This is a genomic window from Isoptericola variabilis, from assembly GCF_050311655.1.
Taxonomy (GTDB): domain Bacteria; phylum Actinomycetota; class Actinomycetes; order Actinomycetales; family Cellulomonadaceae; genus Isoptericola; species Isoptericola variabilis.
On record NZ_JBNOZM010000005.1, the window covers coordinates 1 to 15075 of the forward strand.

Consider the following 15075-nt stretch of genomic DNA (forward strand, 5'->3'; position numbering starts at 1 on the left):
GCGTTCACGGACTTCCGGTCGGGGTTGGCCGCGACGGTCGAGTGGTATCGGGAGAACGAGGACTGGTGGCGCCCGGCCAAGGCCGCCGTCGAGGCGAAGTACGCCCGCACCGGCCAGTAGGGGCGCGGTGTCAGCCGCGCAGTGACGCGAGGTAGTCCTGGACGGCGACGTGGGTGGGCAGCAGGTCCTGGTTCTTGGCCTCGGTGAGGCTGGGGGCGGCGGTGTCCTTGTCGGACAGCTGCGGGGTCAGGGGCGACCCGTCGCGGGCGGTGGTGGGCCAGGTGATGCCGACCTCGGGGTCCAGGGGGTGGATCCCGTGCTCGTGGCCGGGGTTGTACCCGGCGGAGCACAGGTAGAGCACGGTGGAGTCGTCCTCCAGGGACATGAACGCGTGGCCGAGGCCTTCGCCGAGGTAGATGGCGCGGCGGTCGACGTCGTCGAGCAGGACGGAGTCCCACTGGCCGAACGTCGGCGACCCGACGCGGATGTCGACGACGACGTCGAGGACGGCGCCCTTGGCGCAGGTGACGTACTTGGCCTGGCCGGGCGGGACGTCGGCGAAGTGGATGCCGCGCAGCACGCCGGCCGCGGACACCGACGCGTTGGCCTGCTGCAGGTCCAGGGGATGGCCGACCGCCTCGGTGAACGGGCCGGCCTTGAACCACTCGAGGAAGACGCCGCGGGGGTCGCCGTGCTGCTTCGGGGTGATCTCGTAGGCGCCGGGGACGGTCAGCTCGCGGATCTGCACGGGGACTCCTCGATGGTTCGGCTGGGCCTGGTCGCGGGCCCGTAGGATCCTACGGTGACCGAGACGACGCCCGCACCGCTCACCACCCCCGCTCCCCGCCGCTGGCTGGTCGTCGGCGCGGCCGGGATGCTGGGCACCGACCTGATGGCCCGCCTCCGCGACGATGCGACCAGCTCGTCTGTCGAGGTGGTGGGCGTGGGTCGGGCGGACCTGGACGTCACGGAGGCGGACGCCGTCCTGGCTGCGGTGCGGGGGTTCGACGTGGTGGTCAACTGCGCGGCGTGGACGGCGGTGGACGACGCCGAGGCTCACGAGGGTGACGCGTTCCGTGTCAACGCGACGGGGGCGGCGAACCTGGCCCGGGCCGCGCACGCGACGGGTGCGCGTCTGGTACAGGTGTCCACGGACTACGTGTTCGACGGCGCCGCGACCGCGCCCTACGCGGAGGACGCACCGCTGGCGCCGGTGTCCGCGTACGGGCGCACGAAGGCGGCGGGGGAGTGGGCCGTGCGCGCGCAGGCGCCGGACCACCTGATCGTGCGCACGGCGTGGCTGTACGGGGCGCACGGCGGCTGCTTCCCGAAGACGATGGCGCGCCTCGGAGCCGAGAAGGACCGGCTCGCGGTGGTGGACGACCAGGTCGGGCAGCCCACCTGGACGCGCGACCTGGCCGACCTCATCGTCAGGTTGGTCGAGGCGGGCGCCCCGGCGGGCACGTATCACGGCACCGCCTCGGGGCAGACGTCGTGGTTCGGGTTCACCCGCCGCGTCCTCGCCTCCGCAGGGCTGGACACGCCGCTGGAGCCCACCACGAGTGACGCGTTCGTGCGCCCCGCCCCGCGACCGGCCTACTCGGTGCTCGGCCACGACGCCCTGCACGCGGCCGTCGTCGCGCCCATCGGCGACTGGGCGGAGCGCTGGGACGTCGCCGCGGCCGAGGTGCTGGCCTGAGCTACTGGTCGAGCAGGCCGAGCAGGTAGGTGCCGTACCCGGACTTGGTGAGCTTCTCCGCGCGGGTGCGCAGGTCGTCGTCGGTCAGGAACCCGCGCCGCCAGGCGACCTCTTCGGGCGCGCCGACCTTGAGCCCCTGGCGGCTCTCGATGGTGCGGACGAAGTCGGACGCCTCCAGCAGCGAGTCGAACGTGCCGGTGTCGAGCCAGGCGGTGCCGCGGGGCAGGACCTCCACGTGCAGGTCGCCGCGCTCGAGGTAGGCGCGGTTGACGTCGGTGATCTCGTACTCCCCGCGGGCCGAGGGTTGCAGGTTCTTCGCGATCTCGACGACGTCGTTGTCGTAGAAGTACAGGCCGGGCACGGCGTAGCTCGACTTCGGCCGGGCGGGCTTTTCCTCCAAGGAGATCGCGCGGCCGGCGGCGTCGAACTCGACCACCCCGTAGGCGGTGGGGTCGGCGACCCGGTAGGCGAACACGGCCCCGCCGTCGAGGGTCGTGTACTTCTGCAGCTGGTCGCCCAGCCCTTGCCCGTAGAAGATGTTGTCGCCCAGCACCAGGGCCGCCGCGTCCGACCCGAGGAAGTCCTCGCCGAGCACGAACGCCTGCGCCAGCCCGTTGGGTACCTGCTGCACCGCGTAGCTGATCGAGATCCCGAACTGCGACCCGTCGCCCAACAACCGCCGGAACTGCTCCGCGTCGTGCGGCGTCGTGATCACCAGCACGTCCCGGATCCCCGCCAGCAGCAGCGTCGAGAGCGGGTAGTAGATCATCGGCTTGTCGTACACCGGCACCAGCTGCTTGCTCACCCCGAGAGTGATCGGGTGCAGCCGGGTACCGCTCCCACCGGCCAGGATGATTCCACGCATCGTTGCCAGTCCTCCGCCGGTTCGGTCTTACCCCGCGGTGCACACGGTACTGGAGACTCCGCGACACGGGTGGGCCAGGTCACTCCACGGGCGGGGAATAGAACGATTCGATAGCCTGTTGCTACGGTCGACGACACCCCGAGGAGAAGGAGATCCGTGGCCCCCGCGAGCGACGAACAAGCCGGGGAGCTCGACCGATGAGCGCCACCTTCTCCTCCCTCAAGTACACGAACTACCGCATCTGGTTCGCGGCCGCCCTCGTCGCCAACGTCGGCACGTGGATGCAGCGCATCGCCCAGGACTGGATCGTCCTCACCGACCTCAGCGACGACTCCGGTATCGCCGTCGGCCTCACCACGGCCCTCCAGTTCGTGCCGTTCCTGCTGCTGTCACCGTGGGCGGGCGTGCTCGCCGACCGGCTGCCTCGCCGTCGTCTCCTCATGGCCACCCAGGGCGGGATGGGCGTGCTGGCCCTCGCCCTCGGCGCCCTGGTGCTGTCCGGGCAGGCGGAGCTGTGGCACGTCTACGTCTTCGCGCTGCTGCTCGGCGTCGTGTCCGCGCTGGACAACCCCGCGCGCCAGACCTTCGTCGCCGACATGGTGCCGGCGGACAAGCTGCCCAACGCCGTCGGGCTGAACAGCGCGTCGTTCAACGCCGCGCGCCTCATCGGGCCGGGCGTCGCCGGGCTGCTCATCGCCGCCGTGGGCGCGGGCTGGGTGTTCATGATCAACGGCGTCACGTTCGGCGCGACGATCGCGGCGCTGGCCCTCATGCGGGTCCGGGAGCTGCGGCCGCAGCCGGCCGCGCCTCGCGCCAAGGGGCAGATCCGCGAGGGCGTGCGCTACGTGCGCCGGCGCTCCGACATCGTCGTGATCATGGTCGTGATGTTCGTCGTCTCGACGTTCGGCCTGAACTTCCAGCTCACCTCGGCGCTCATGGCGCGCGTCGAGTTCGGCCGCGGGGCGAGCGAGTACGGCATCCTCGGCTCGGTGCTGGCGATCGGCTCCCTCGCCGGGGCGCTGCTCGCCGCCCGCCGCGACCGGCCCCGCGTGCGGTTGGTGATCGGCTCGGCCTTCGCCTTCGCGGTCACGACGGCGGTGCTGGGCCTCATGCCCACCTACTCGTCGTTCGTGCTGGCGTGCATCCCCGTGGGGCTCGCGTCGCTCACGATGATGACGGCGGCCAACAGCGCGCTCCAGGTCTCGACCGACCCCGTGATGCGCGGCCGGGTCATGGCGCTCTACGTGATGATCTTCCAGGGCGCGACGCCGATCGGGTCGCCGATCGTGGGCTGGATCGGCGAGGCGTGGGGCCCGCGCTGGTCGATCCTCGTGGGCTCGATCGCCACGTTCCTCGTCGCCGCCGGCGCGACCGTCTGGGCGGTGCGGCGCTGGCACCTGCGGGTGCGCTACCGGGTGCTGTCCCGCCCGCACCTCGAGGTCGTCTACCTCGACCGCGAGGTGGTGGAGGGCGTCACCACGCGCGACGGCGTGCGACGCGAGCTGAGCCGCGCCGACGCCGAGCGGGTGCCGACGACGGCCTGACGGCGTCGGGCCCGACGGAGGAGAGCCGGACGCCGCCAGACCGGGCTCAGTGCCGGTGCGCGGCCGGCTCCCGCCGGGACGCGCGCGCCGGCGGGGTGATCCCGTCCTGGCGGCGTCGCATCCGCGCCTCGAACTCCTGCTGGTCGCGCATCTCCTCCTCGTTCGGCCACATCAGGACGACGAAGATGAGCGCGACGGTGAGCGCCGCGATCCCCAGGATGAGCGGGCCGAGCAGGTCGATGGCGGTGGTGCCGGTCGTCGGCACCCCCGGCGTGCCGGTGATGGTCAGCGCGGCCATGCCGGTGTAGTGCATGCCGCTGACCGCGACGCCCATGATGAGGGCGGCGCCGAGGGTCGCGGCGCGGCCGCGCACGTTCACGCTGAGCCAGAGGGCCGCCGTCGCCGCGACGATCGCGATGAGCACGGAGAGGCCGACGACGGGCAGGGAGAACTCCATGTGGCCCGTCATGCGCATCGCGCCGATGCCCATGTAGTGCATCGCCGCGACGCCCAGCCCGGCGACCACGCCGCCCGAGACCAGCCACAGCGGGCGGTCGCCCGCGAAGCCGACGAGGAACAGCCCGAGCGCGACGACGACCACGGCCACGAGGGCGCTGAGGATCGTCTGCGGCACGTCGTAGTTGATCGGCATGCCGGTGACCGTGAAGCCGAGCATGGCGATGAAGTGCATCACCCACACGCCCGTGCCGCCGATGGCGACGGAGGCCACCAGCAGCCAGGCCGCGCGGGTCTTCGTGTCCGTCGCCGCGCGGGCGCGCGAGGTGGCCGACAGGCCGGTCGCCGCCCCGAGGCACGACGCGACGTACGCGAGCAGGGGGGTGATCAGCCCGTAGGTGAAATGGTGCATCTCCGGCATGCGGGGCCTCCCGGCAACATCGCCCGTCTGTGACGAGGCGGCACGTTATCAGCCCGTGACCTGGCGGGTGAAAAATGCCCGCTGAACTGGGACGATGCTCGGCGCTGCGGGCGGGTCCTTCGCCGGACGGGTCAGCCGAGGTGCGCCACCACGTGGTCGACGCACGCCGTGAGGGCGCGCACGTCGTCGGGCTCGACGGCGGGGAAGACGCCCACGCGAAGCTGGTTGCGGCCCAGCTTGCGGTACGGGAAGACGTCCACGACGCCGTTCTCCCGCAGCACGCGGACGACGGCGGAGGCGTCGATCGCGTCGTCCAGGTCGATCGTCGCCACGACGGTGGACCGCTCGGCGGGGTCGGCGACGAACGGCGTCGCCCAGTCACGGGCGCCGGCCCAGTCGTAGAGCACCCCGGCGGACTCCGCGGTGCGCGCGCTCGACCACGCGAGGCCGCCCTGCTCCAGCAGCCACTCGACCTGCTCGGCGAGCAGCACCAGCGTCGCGACGGCGGGCGTGTTCAGCGTCTGGTCGAGGCGCGAGTTGGCGAGCGCGGTGGTCAGGGAGAGGAACTCCGGCACCCACCGGCCGGTGGTCGTGCCGGCCGTCGCCTCGACGCGCTCGGCCCGCTCCACCGCGGCGGGGGAGCAGACGGCGAGCCACAGGCCGCCGTCGGCCGCGAAGACCTTCTGCGGGCCGAAGTAGTAGACGTCGGTGTCGGCGACGTCGACGGGCAGCGCGCCCGCGCCCGACGTGGCGTCGACGAGCAGCAGGGCCCCGTCGGCGCGCGCGCCGGGCACCTGGCGCACGGGCGCCATCGCGCCCGTCGAGGTCTCGTTGTGCGGCGTCGCGTACACGTCCACGCCGTCGACCGGCGTGAGGTGCGCCACGGTGCCGGGCTCCGCCGACACGACGTCCGGGTCGGCGAGGAAGGGCGCGCGCGTCGTCGCCGCGGCGAACTTGCCGCCGAACTCCCCGAACACGGCGTGCTGCGCGCGTCGCTCCACGAGGCACGCGGCGGCGACGTCCCAGAACGCCGACGAGCCGCCGTTCCCGAGGGCCACCTCGTACCCGTCGGGCAGGGCGAACAGCTCGCCGAGGCCCCCGCGGACCCGACGGACCAGGTCCTTCACCGGGGGCTGCCGGTGCGACGTCCCCAGCACCGGGGACGCCGGGTCCCCCGCCACGGCCAGCGCGGAGACCTGGGCGGCGCGCACCTTCGACGGGCCGGAGCCGAACCGGCCGTCGCTCGGCAGGAGCGACGCGGGGATGACCACGGTCGGGTGGCTCGAAGGGCGCGGGTGGCTCGACGCGACGGGCATGGTGTCTCCGGTTCCGGGCAGGGGAGCGGTCGTCGGTGGGGCAGGGCAGGATGTCTCGCCGGGAGCGCGCACGACGGCGCCGCGCGACCCCGCCTGCGCCCACGCGTGCGAATAGACTAGGCCGCGCCGAACGACGGGAGTGGACGTGACCGACCTGATCGACACCACCGAGATGTACCTCAAGACGATCTACGAGCTCGGTGAGGAGGGCATCCCGCCGCTCCGCGCCCGCATCGCGGAGCGCCTGGGGCACTCCGGGCCGACGGTGTCGCAGACGGTGGCGCGCATGGAGCGCGACGGCCTCGTCGTCGTGACCGGGGACCGGCACCTGGAGCTCACCGAGGCCGGCCAGGCCAAGGCGACCCGCGTGATGCGCAAGCACCGCCTCGCCGAGCGACTCCTCACCGACGTCATCAAGCTCGACTGGGAGCACGTGCACACCGAGGCGTGCCGGTGGGAGCACGTGATGAGCGACCTCGTCGAGAAGCGCCTCGTCACCCTGCTCGACCACCCCCACGCCGACCCGTACGGCAACCCGATCCCGGGGCTGTCGGAGCTGGGGGAGCAGTACCAGGACGTGCCCTTCCTGGAGGGCGTGCAGTCCCTGCCGGGCGTGCTGGAGGCGCGCCGGGCCACCGGCCTGGCCGACGGTGACGGCGTCGACCTGGTGCTCCAGCGGATCGCCGAGCCCCTCCAGGTCGACATCGAGCTGCTGGCCCGCCTGGCCGAGTCCGGCCTCATGCCGGGAGCGCAGATCACCGCGCGCACCGCCGGCGAGGACGTCGCCGTGGAGGTCGAGGGGTCCGGCATCGTGCTCGACCTGCCCGAGGAGCTGGCCAGGCACCTGTTCGTCGCGAGCCGCTGACCTGCGGTCCGGCTCCCGCACCGGGGCGGCACGCCACATCGTGACCGCAGCGTGACATCGCCCGGGGTTGTCCGGTACGGTCGGGGCGCTCGCCGGAGTTCATCCTGCGGGCGCTCGACCGGACGCCGAACCCTGCCACCGGCCGAGCTCCACGGACATCCGCACGGCAGGAGCGGGGGACCCACTTCGGGCGTCGGTGACGACGTCCTCGGGGTGAAGCCGGACGGGCCCGGTCACGGGAACGGACGGCCGGGTGTTTCTCCCACCCGAACCCGACAGCTGACCTCGCAGGCGACAGGAGAGGTAGACACGTGAGCGCACGCACGAACCACGGCCGGCACCGCGCCGCCCGTCGTCCGATCGCCCTCGCCCCGTCCGGCACCGCCGGCCGCCGTGTGGCCGTGGCCGCCGCCGCCGGTGGTCTCCTGGTCTCGACCTTCGCCAGCGCCAGCGCCGCGCAGGCCGCCCCGGTCGACACCGACGCCGCCAAGAAGCTCAGCACGGTCGACCTGGGCGCGCTGACCGACCAGGCGCGCGAGGCCCTCGAGGCCGCGCCGGTCGTCACCATCGACGCCAAGGCCAAGGTCGACGTCGAGCAGGTCTCCAAGAAGATCGCGGCCAAGGCCGAGATCACCCCGGCGCCCGAGCCGGAGCCCGTCGTCGAGGAGGTCGCCGCCGACTCGTCCTCCGACGACGCGACGCGCTCGACCGAGTCGGCGTCCCGCTCGGAGGAGCGCGAGGCCGTCGAGGCCCCGGCGTCCGCGAACGGCTCGTCGATCGTCTCCATCGCGATGCGCTACGTGGGCGTCCCGTACGTCTCCGGCGGCAGCAGCCCGTCCGGCTTCGACTGCTCCGGCCTGACCCAGTACGTGTACGCGCAGGTCGGCATCAGCCTGCCGCGCACGTCGTCCGCGCAGCGTTACGCCGGCACCGTCGTCTCGGCGTCCGAGGCGCAGCCGGGCGACCTCATCTGGACCCCGGGCCACGTCGCGATCTACGCCGGTGGCGGCATGCAGATCGACGCCCCGAAGCCGGGCGACGTCGTCAAGTACCGGTCGATCTGGCAGTCGAACCCCACCTTCATCCGCGTCGGCTGAGTCGGTCCGCCGCGTTCGCGGAGCCCCGTCGTGCCACGTGCACGGCGGGGCTCCGTCGTGCACGGGTAACCGGTTCGACCTGGGCGGACGCGTGGCCCGAGGCCGCCGTCCACAGGCGCTGTGATCGAAACGTGACATCGCCTCGCGCGTCCGCTACGGTGTCAACCACTCGGCGGGTGATCCGCCGGGTCTCGACCGGAACGCCGAGCCCTGCAGCCGGTCGGGGACCTTGACCGCACGCAGGGGCGGGGGACCCAATTTTGGGCGCCGATCCATGGCGTCCTTGGGGTGAAGTCGCACGGACCTGGTCCGTGCGGCCGGGTGTTTCTCCCACCCGAACCCGACAGCTGACCTCGTAGGCGACAGGAGAGGGAACACGTGAACGCACGTACCACGCGCGCCCGGCACCGCGCCGCGCGCCGTCCGCTCGGCGGGCTGGTCCAGAGCGTCGGCTCCTCGGTGACCGGTCGTCGGGCCGTCGTCGCCGCCGCAGCCGGTGGCCTGCTCGTCTCGACCTTCGCCAGCGCCAGTGCCGCGCAGGCGGCCCCGGTCGATTCCGACTCGGCGAAGAAGCTCAGCACCGTCGACCTGGGCGCCCTGAGCGACCAGGCTCGCGAGGCCCTCGAGGCGGCCCCGGTCGTCACGGTCGAGGCCAAGGCGAAGGTCGACATCGAGACCATCAGCAAGAAGGCGATCTCCAAGTCGGAGATCACCCCGGCCCCCGAGCCCGAGCCGGAGCCGGAGCCCGTCGTCGAGGAGGAGAGCACCGAGCGCTCCACCGACACGGCGTCCCGCTCCTCCGAGCGCACCGAGGCGCCGGCGGCCGAGACGTCGTCCAGCTCGTCGCTCGGCCAGCAGGCCGTCTCGATCGCGATGCGCTACGTCGGCACGCCCTACGTCGTCGGTGGCGCCAGCCCGTCCGGTTTCGACTGCTCGGGTCTCACGTCCTACGTCTACGGCCAGCTCGGCATCGACCTGCCCCGTACCTCGTCGGACCAGCGCTACGCCGGCAAGCAGATCCCGTTCTCGGACCTGCAGCCGGGCGACCTCATCTGGAGCCCGGGCCACATCGGCATCTACGCGGGCGACGGGATGGTCGTCGAGGCCTCCCGCCCGATCAACTGGGAGACGGGCTACCACAAGATGTGGCAGTCGCCGTCGGAGGCCATCGCTCTGCGGGTCTTCTGATCCCGGCGGCCGCCCGGCCGATCACCGTCGTCGACCCCCGTGCCTTCGGGCACGGGGGTCGACGTGCCTCAGCCCGGCTTTGCTATGCCTTGCGCCGTCCTTTCGCTAGGCTTGAACCAGGCGCCCTCGACGACGAGGGCGGGCTCCTCGCCAGCGGACAGGAGGCGCGAGATGACACGGCCTGAGGTCGTCCTGGTAGGTGTCGACGGGTCTGCAGCCAGCCTGCACGCCCTCGACTGGGCCGCCGCGTACGCGCGGCGTGTGGGGTGGGGGCTGCACGTCGTGTGTTCCTACTCGTTGCCGTCGTTCACGGCCGCGTCCCTGGACGGCGGGTACGCCGCGCTGGACGACACCGCGATCCAGGAGGGTGCCAAGGCGGTCCTCGCCGAGGCCGAGGAGCGGGTCGCCGCCAGCGGCGTCGCCGTCACGGGCACGGTCGCGACGGGGGACGCGGCCGGGGTGCTCGTCGAGATGTCGCGCGAGCACGCGCTCGCCGTCGTGGGGACCCGGGGCAAGGGCGGCTTCACCGAGCGGCTCCTCGGTACCGTCTCGTCGGCCCTGCCCGCGCACGCCCACTGCCCCACGGTGGTGGTGCCCTACCGCGGCGCCGACGGCGGCACGGACGACGCCGAGCGGCGCGACGGGGACGCCGTGCACGAGGTGCGCCGCATCGTCGTGGGCGTCGACGGCTCGCCGTCCGCCGAGGTCGCGCTGAAGCACGCCGTGGCGCAGGCGAAGGCCTGGGACGCCGAGCTCGTGGCCGTCGCCGGGGTGCCGCTGGGCGGCGGGGCGGGGATCCTGGCGTGGCTGCCGTCGCAGATCGACCACGAGACCGTGCTGGCGGACGTGAAGGCCGGCCTGGACGTCACCGTCGACCGCGCCCAGGCCGCGAACCCGGGCATGACGATCAAGCGGCACGTGCTCGACGGCACGGGCGCCGAGCTGCTCACGGAGTTCTCCACCGGGGCCGATCTCGTCGTCGTCGGCTCCCGCGGCCGCGGCGGCTTCCGCGGCCTGCTGCTCGGGTCCACCAGCCAGGCGGTGCTGCACCACTCCGCCTGCCCGGTGCTGGTCGTGACGCGCAAGTGCGACGAGGAGCTCAGCGAGGACGGTACCGACTCCGCCTCCGCCGCCTGACGCTGTGAGCGGGCGTTTGGCCCCGATTCGTGACCGAATCGGGGCCAAACGCCCGCTCACACTCGCGACGCGGCGCGCAGGGCGCTGCGGACCCGGGCGACGAGCTGCTCAGGTCGGCGGAGGTCCTCCGCGACGACGACGATGACGGTCCAGCCGAGCGCCTCGAGGAGGCGGCGGCGTCTGATGTCCTCCTGCCACTGCTCGCGATCCGTGCGGTGGTGGTCACCGTCGTACTCGATCGCGACCTTCTGTTCCCGGTAGAGCAGGTCGACCCGCTTGACGTAGCTCCCGTCGGGTCCCAGCACGACCTCGTTCACGCGGGGGCACGGGAGGCCCGCGTCCACGAGGAGCAGCCTCGTGCGTGTCTCGGTCGACGAATCGGTGTTCGGCCGCATCCGGGGGATCGCGTCCCGGACCTGGACGATGCCTTTGACCTTGTGCGTCCGCGCGCTGATGTCGAGCAGCTCGGCGGGCGACGTCAGCCGGTGCTTGCGACGCATCATCGCGTCGCCGAGGACGACCACGTCGTCCGGCAGGCGGAGCTCGCAGGCGACGTGAGTGAACGTCTGTGCGGGCGACGTCACCAGGAGCCCGTCGATCTCCACGGTGTCGAGGAACGGCTGCCGGGTCCAGTGCGCGACGACGCCGGGGCGTTCGGCCCGGTCCCCGCTGCGCATGGTGACCACGTGCAGGCGGGTGTCGTCCGCGTGGGTCCACGGGCGCTCGACGCGGAGCAGGTCGAGGGCGGTTGTGTGGCTGAACGCGACGTCGTCGTCGAGCATGAGCCTCAGGGCCCGGCACCGGTCGTGCAGGTCCGTGGCGGAGCTAGCGGGGAGTCGCACCCCGGTGAACGGCGCGTCCCACCGCCGTCCGGCACGGAGCTGCTTGCGGCTGAGGCCCGTTCGGAGCCCGTCGGCCACGGTGAACGGGGACGGGCTGTCACCGACCAGATCATCCATCGTCACAGCGTGGCGGGAGGAGTCGGAGTTCGGTACGCGTCATCCACAGGCTTCCGTTGTGAGCGGGCGTTCGGCCCTGTTTCGCGACCGAAACAGGGCCAAACGCCTGCCCACAACAGGTAGGCGGTCAGTGGCGGGTGCGGTACAGGCGCATGGTGATGGGCCCGAGGACGGCGGTGAGGACGACGGAGGCGACGAGCACCCAGACGATCTCGCCGCCGTCGGGGGTGCCGGCCATCAGGCCGCGGACGGCGGTGACGAGGTGCGACACCGGGTTGATCTCGACGAACCGCTGCAGGGCGGTCGGCATGGTGGCCGGGTCCACGAAAATGTTCGACGCGAACGTCAGCGGCATCAGCACCATCATCGACACGCCCATCACGGCGTTCGGCGTCCGCAGCAGCAGGCCCAGGATGGTGAAGATCCAGCTCAGCGAGAAGGCGAAGACGAGTAGCAGCAGGACGCCGAGCACGACGCCGACGACCCCGCCGTCGGGGCGGAACCCGAGGATCAGTCCGAGGCCGATCGTCATCACCGACGCGATGGAGTAGCGCACGGTATCGCCCAGCAGGGCGCCGACGATGGGCGCCGGGCGCCAGATGGGCAGCGACCGGAACCGGTCGAAGACGCCCTTCGTGATGTCCGTGTTGAGCGTGTAGCCCGTGTACACGGTGACGATGACGATGGTCTGCACCAGGATGCCGGGCAGCAGGAACTGGATGTACGCCGACGTGGACCCGGCGAGCGCGCCGCCGAACAGGTAGGTGAACATCAGCGTGAAGATCACGGGGGACACGAGCACGTCGAACAGCTGCTCGGGCACGTGCTTGATCTTCAGCAGGGCGCGCCACCCGAAGGTCAGGGTCATCGAGAGCGCAGACGGCCGTGCGGGCGGCTCCGTGAGCGCCACGGCCTGGCGCAACGTCGTGGTCGTGATCTCGGCGGGCTCTGCGGACGCGGTCATCGGGACACCTCCTGGGCGTCGGCGGGCTCGGCCTCGTCGTCGGCCGGCAGCGGTTTGCCCGTCAGGGTCAGGAACACCTCGTCGAGGCTCGGCTGGCCGAGCGTGAACTCCGGCACGGCGATGCCCGCCTCCCCGAGCGCGGGCAGCAGCTGCGCCACGGAGTCGGCGCCGTCGTCCGGGACGCGGGCCGACAGGGCGTACGGGTCGGTGGGCAGCGTGGGCTCGGTGCCCAGCACCTTCTCGACGACGCTCGCCGCGGCGGACCGCTGGCCGGCGTCGGCCAGCCGGAGCGACACCGCCCCCTGGCCCACGGAACGCTTGAGCTCGGTCGACGTGCCCTCCGCGATGACCGTGCCGTGGTCGATGACGGCGATGCGGTCGGCGAGCTGGTCGGCCTCCTCGAGGTACTGGGTGGTGAGGAGCACGGTGGCGCCGTCGGCGACGAGCACGCGCACGATGTCCCACACCTGGTTGCGGCTGCGGGGGTCGAGCCCGGTGGTCGGCTCGTCGAGGAACAGCACGCGCGGGGCCAGCACCAGCGAGGCGGCCAGGTCGATGCGCCGTCGCATGCCGCCCGAGTACGTCTTGACCTGCCGCGGCCCGGCGTCCGACAGGCTGAAGGCGTCGAGGAGGCCCTCGACGCGGCGTCGCGCCGCCGCCCCGGTGAACCCGTAGAGCCGGGCCAGCATGAGCAGGTTCTCGGTGCCGGTCAGGTCCTCGTCGACGGACGCGTACTGACCCGTGAGCCCGACGGCGGAGCGGACGGCGTCCGCGTCGGTCACGACGTCGTGGCCCAGCACGCGGGCGGTGCCGGCGTCGGGGCGCAGCAGCGTGGCGAGCATGCGCACGACGGTGGTCTTGCCGGCGCCGTTCGGACCGAGCAGGCCGAAGACGCTGCCGGTCGGGATCTGCAGGTCGACGCCGTCCACGGCCTTGGTGACCTGCTTGCGGGTGGTGAAGTGCTTGACGAGCCCGTGGGCGTCGACGGCGAGGTCGTCGCGCGGTGGGCCGGGGTCGGACGCGGACATGGGAGCTCCCGGGATGTCGGTGACGTGCGTCACGTCCCAGGCTAGGACGGACCGCCGACGCCGAACTCATCGGTGCCGCACGCCGAGCGGTGCTGCGGCCGTGGCAGGGTGTCGCCCATGACCACGGAGCCGATGACCACGGAGCCCGCGACCCCGCACCCGTTCGACCCCGACCACCTCGCCGCGTGGGTCGGCACGCAGGCCGGCTTCGCCCGCGTGCCCGGCGTGCAGTACGCGGTGCGCGTCGGGGGCGACGTCGTCCTCGAGGGCGCGTGGGGCGTCGCCGACGTCACGACCGGGGAACCGCTGCGCACCGACCACGTCTTCCGGGTGGCGTCGCACTCCAAGACGTTCACGGCGACGGCGGTCGCCCGGCTCGCGGAGCGGGGCGCGCTGCGCCTCGACGACGCCTTCGAGGCGCACCTGCCCGAGCTGGTCGGCACCGGCGTCGGGCGGGTGACCCTCCGCGAGGCGCTCGGCCACACCGGCGGCGTGCGGCGCGACGGCACCGACGCCGACTTCTGGCAGCTGGGCCCACCGTTCCCGGACCGGCGTGCCCTGGTGGCCTCGGTGCGCGCCGCCGGCCCGGTCCTCGGCCGCGGCGAGGTCTTCAAGTACTCGAACCTCGCCTACGGGCTGCTGGGGCTGGTGGTCGAGGCGGTGACCGGCCGCCCGTTCGAGCGTCACGTGCAGGACGACCTCCTCGGCCCGCTCGGGCTGGACCGCACGTCCCCGGAGCTGGAGGACGGTGCGCCCGCCGTCGTCGGGCACTCCGCCCTGGGCGTCGCCGACGACGGGCGGTTGCCCGTCGCCCCCGTGCGCACCGGGGCGCTGGCCGCGGCGACGGGGTTCTGCTCGACGGCGTCCGACCTCACGCGCTGGTTCGCGGCGCACGCCGAGGGGTCGACGCTGCTCCGCCCGGAGACGCGCCGCCTGCTGCAGCGCGACGAGTCGGCGATCGACCGCCCGCACGCCCGGCCGCGGCGCTACGGCCTCGGTTTCGAGGTGCGCGACATCGAGGGGCGTCGTGTGGTCGGGCACAGCGGCGCGTTCCCGGGCCAGCTCAGCCGCACCTGGGCCGACCCGGCCGCGGGCGTCGTCGTGTCCGTGCTGACGAACGCGGTCGACGGCCCGGCCGACACGATCGCGACCGGCCTGTTCGCCCTGGTCGCGACGGCCCTCGACGCCGGCGCGCCCACGCCCGCGGAGGCGGCCGACCTGGACCGTCGCACGGGGCGGTTCGCCAACCTGTGGGGGCTGACCGACGTCGTGCGGCTCGGTGGTGACGTGTGGCTGATCGACCCGCGTCGCGACGACCCGCTCGCCGGCGCGGAGCGCCTGGTCGCCGACGGCGAGACGCTGCGGCTCCCGGTCGAGCCGGGGTTCGGTGCGCCCGGGGAGCCGGTCGAGGTGCTGCCCGGCGAGGACGGCCGGCCGGCGGGGATCGTCGTCGCGGGGGTGACGTCGTGGCGCGCCGAGGACTACGAGGCGGGGCGCCGCGCGCAGCTCGCCGCCCGGCACGGGGGTTGAGCGACG

Annotated in this window: 14 protein-coding genes, 1 pseudogene and 2 riboswitches; of the genes and pseudogenes, 8 read left to right on the forward strand and 7 right to left on the reverse strand. The window is 73.0% G+C overall.

The window, feature by feature from the left end; all coding sequences use genetic code 11:
* A pseudogene (locus tag ACQP60_RS12180) lies at nt 1-120 on the forward strand (dTDP-glucose 4,6-dehydratase); the annotation flags it as partial.
* Between the two features lie 10 nt (nt 121-130).
* Here the strand turns inward: ACQP60_RS12180 and ACQP60_RS12185 are convergent.
* Complete coding sequence (locus ACQP60_RS12185) at nt 131-748, reverse strand: dTDP-4-dehydrorhamnose 3,5-epimerase family protein (protein WP_429732746.1); 618 nt, start codon at nt 746-748, stop codon at nt 131-133.
* A 54-nt stretch (nt 749-802) separates the two neighbouring features.
* Here ACQP60_RS12185 and rfbD point away from each other — a divergent pair, with 54 nt between their 5' ends.
* Nucleotides 803-1699 carry a dTDP-4-dehydrorhamnose reductase gene (gene rfbD / locus ACQP60_RS12190; RefSeq protein WP_429732749.1) on the forward strand — a complete coding sequence of 299 codons (897 nt, stop codon included), beginning with the start codon at nt 803-805 and terminating at the stop codon, nt 1697-1699.
* Between the two features lies 1 nt (nt 1700).
* On the opposite strand, the gene rfbA is transcribed toward rfbD, so the two are convergent.
* Complete coding sequence (rfbA, locus tag ACQP60_RS12195) at nt 1701-2564, reverse strand: glucose-1-phosphate thymidylyltransferase RfbA (RefSeq protein WP_429732752.1); 864 nt, start codon at nt 2562-2564, stop codon at nt 1701-1703.
* A 197-nt stretch (nt 2565-2761) separates the two neighbouring features.
* Between rfbA and ACQP60_RS12200 the strand changes: the two genes are divergently transcribed.
* Nucleotides 2762-4108 carry an MFS transporter gene (locus tag ACQP60_RS12200; protein WP_429732755.1) on the forward strand — a complete coding sequence of 449 codons (1347 nt, stop codon included), beginning with the start codon at nt 2762-2764 and terminating at the stop codon, nt 4106-4108.
* A 46-nt stretch (nt 4109-4154) separates the two neighbouring features.
* Here the strand turns inward: ACQP60_RS12200 and ACQP60_RS12205 are convergent, their stop codons facing one another.
* Both ACQP60_RS12205 and serC read right to left on the reverse strand, forming a co-directional pair.
* Nucleotides 4155-4976 (reverse strand): MHYT domain-containing protein, encoded by an 822-nt coding sequence (locus ACQP60_RS12205; RefSeq protein ID WP_429732757.1) that lies wholly within the window; start codon nt 4974-4976, stop codon nt 4155-4157.
* Between the two features lie 140 nt (nt 4977-5116).
* Complete coding sequence (gene serC, locus ACQP60_RS12210; protein WP_429732760.1) at nt 5117-6301, reverse strand: phosphoserine transaminase; 1185 nt, start codon at nt 6299-6301, stop codon at nt 5117-5119.
* 145 nt (nt 6302-6446) lie between these two features.
* Here serC and ACQP60_RS12215 point away from each other — a divergent pair, with 145 nt between their 5' ends.
* The 4 genes from ACQP60_RS12215 to ACQP60_RS12230 all read left to right on the forward strand — a co-directional run bounded on the left by ACQP60_RS12215 (nt 6447) and on the right by ACQP60_RS12230 (nt 10588).
* Nucleotides 6447-7166: an iron-dependent transcriptional repressor DtxR gene (locus ACQP60_RS12215; RefSeq protein ID WP_429732763.1), complete on the forward strand. Its 720-nt coding sequence runs from the start codon at nt 6447-6449 to the stop codon at nt 7164-7166.
* Nucleotides 7167-7296: 130 nt separating this feature from the next.
* Nucleotides 7297-7474, forward strand: a riboswitch (cyclic di-AMP (ydaO/yuaA leader).
* 3 nt (nt 7475-7477) lie between these two features.
* Entirely contained in the window at nt 7478-8263 is a 786-nt protein-coding gene (locus ACQP60_RS12220; protein WP_429732766.1) for a C40 family peptidase, read from the forward strand.
* 191 nt (nt 8264-8454) lie between these two features.
* Nucleotides 8455-8641: riboswitch (cyclic di-AMP (ydaO/yuaA leader) on the forward strand.
* Nucleotides 8642-9451 carry a C40 family peptidase gene (locus tag ACQP60_RS12225; protein ID WP_429732768.1) on the forward strand — a complete coding sequence of 270 codons (810 nt, stop codon included), beginning with the start codon at nt 8642-8644 and terminating at the stop codon, nt 9449-9451. It begins immediately after the preceding riboswitch.
* A gap of 171 nt (nt 9452-9622) precedes the next feature.
* Nucleotides 9623-10588, forward strand: coding sequence for a universal stress protein (locus ACQP60_RS12230; RefSeq protein WP_429732771.1), 966 nt, complete (start codon nt 9623-9625; stop codon nt 10586-10588).
* Between the two features lie 56 nt (nt 10589-10644).
* Here the strand turns inward: ACQP60_RS12230 and ACQP60_RS12235 are convergent, their stop codons facing one another.
* From ACQP60_RS12235 to ACQP60_RS12245, 3 genes are all read right to left on the reverse strand, one after another.
* Complete coding sequence (locus tag ACQP60_RS12235; protein ID WP_429732774.1) at nt 10645-11547, reverse strand: endonuclease domain-containing protein; 903 nt, start codon at nt 11545-11547, stop codon at nt 10645-10647.
* Nucleotides 11548-11674: 127 nt separating this feature from the next.
* Nucleotides 11675-12511, reverse strand: a complete 837-nt coding sequence (locus ACQP60_RS12240; protein WP_429732778.1) for an ABC transporter permease — start codon at nt 12509-12511, stop codon at nt 11675-11677.
* Nucleotides 12508-13539, reverse strand: coding sequence for an ATP-binding cassette domain-containing protein (locus tag ACQP60_RS12245; RefSeq protein WP_429733605.1), 1032 nt, complete (start codon nt 13537-13539; stop codon nt 12508-12510). The genes ACQP60_RS12240 and ACQP60_RS12245 overlap by 4 nt, the downstream gene beginning before the upstream one ends.
* A 117-nt stretch (nt 13540-13656) precedes the next feature.
* Here ACQP60_RS12245 and ACQP60_RS12250 point away from each other — a divergent pair, with 117 nt between their 5' ends.
* Entirely contained in the window at nt 13657-15069 is a 1413-nt protein-coding gene (locus ACQP60_RS12250) for a serine hydrolase domain-containing protein (protein ID WP_429732781.1), read from the forward strand.
* Nucleotides 15070-15075 lie beyond the last annotated feature (6 nt).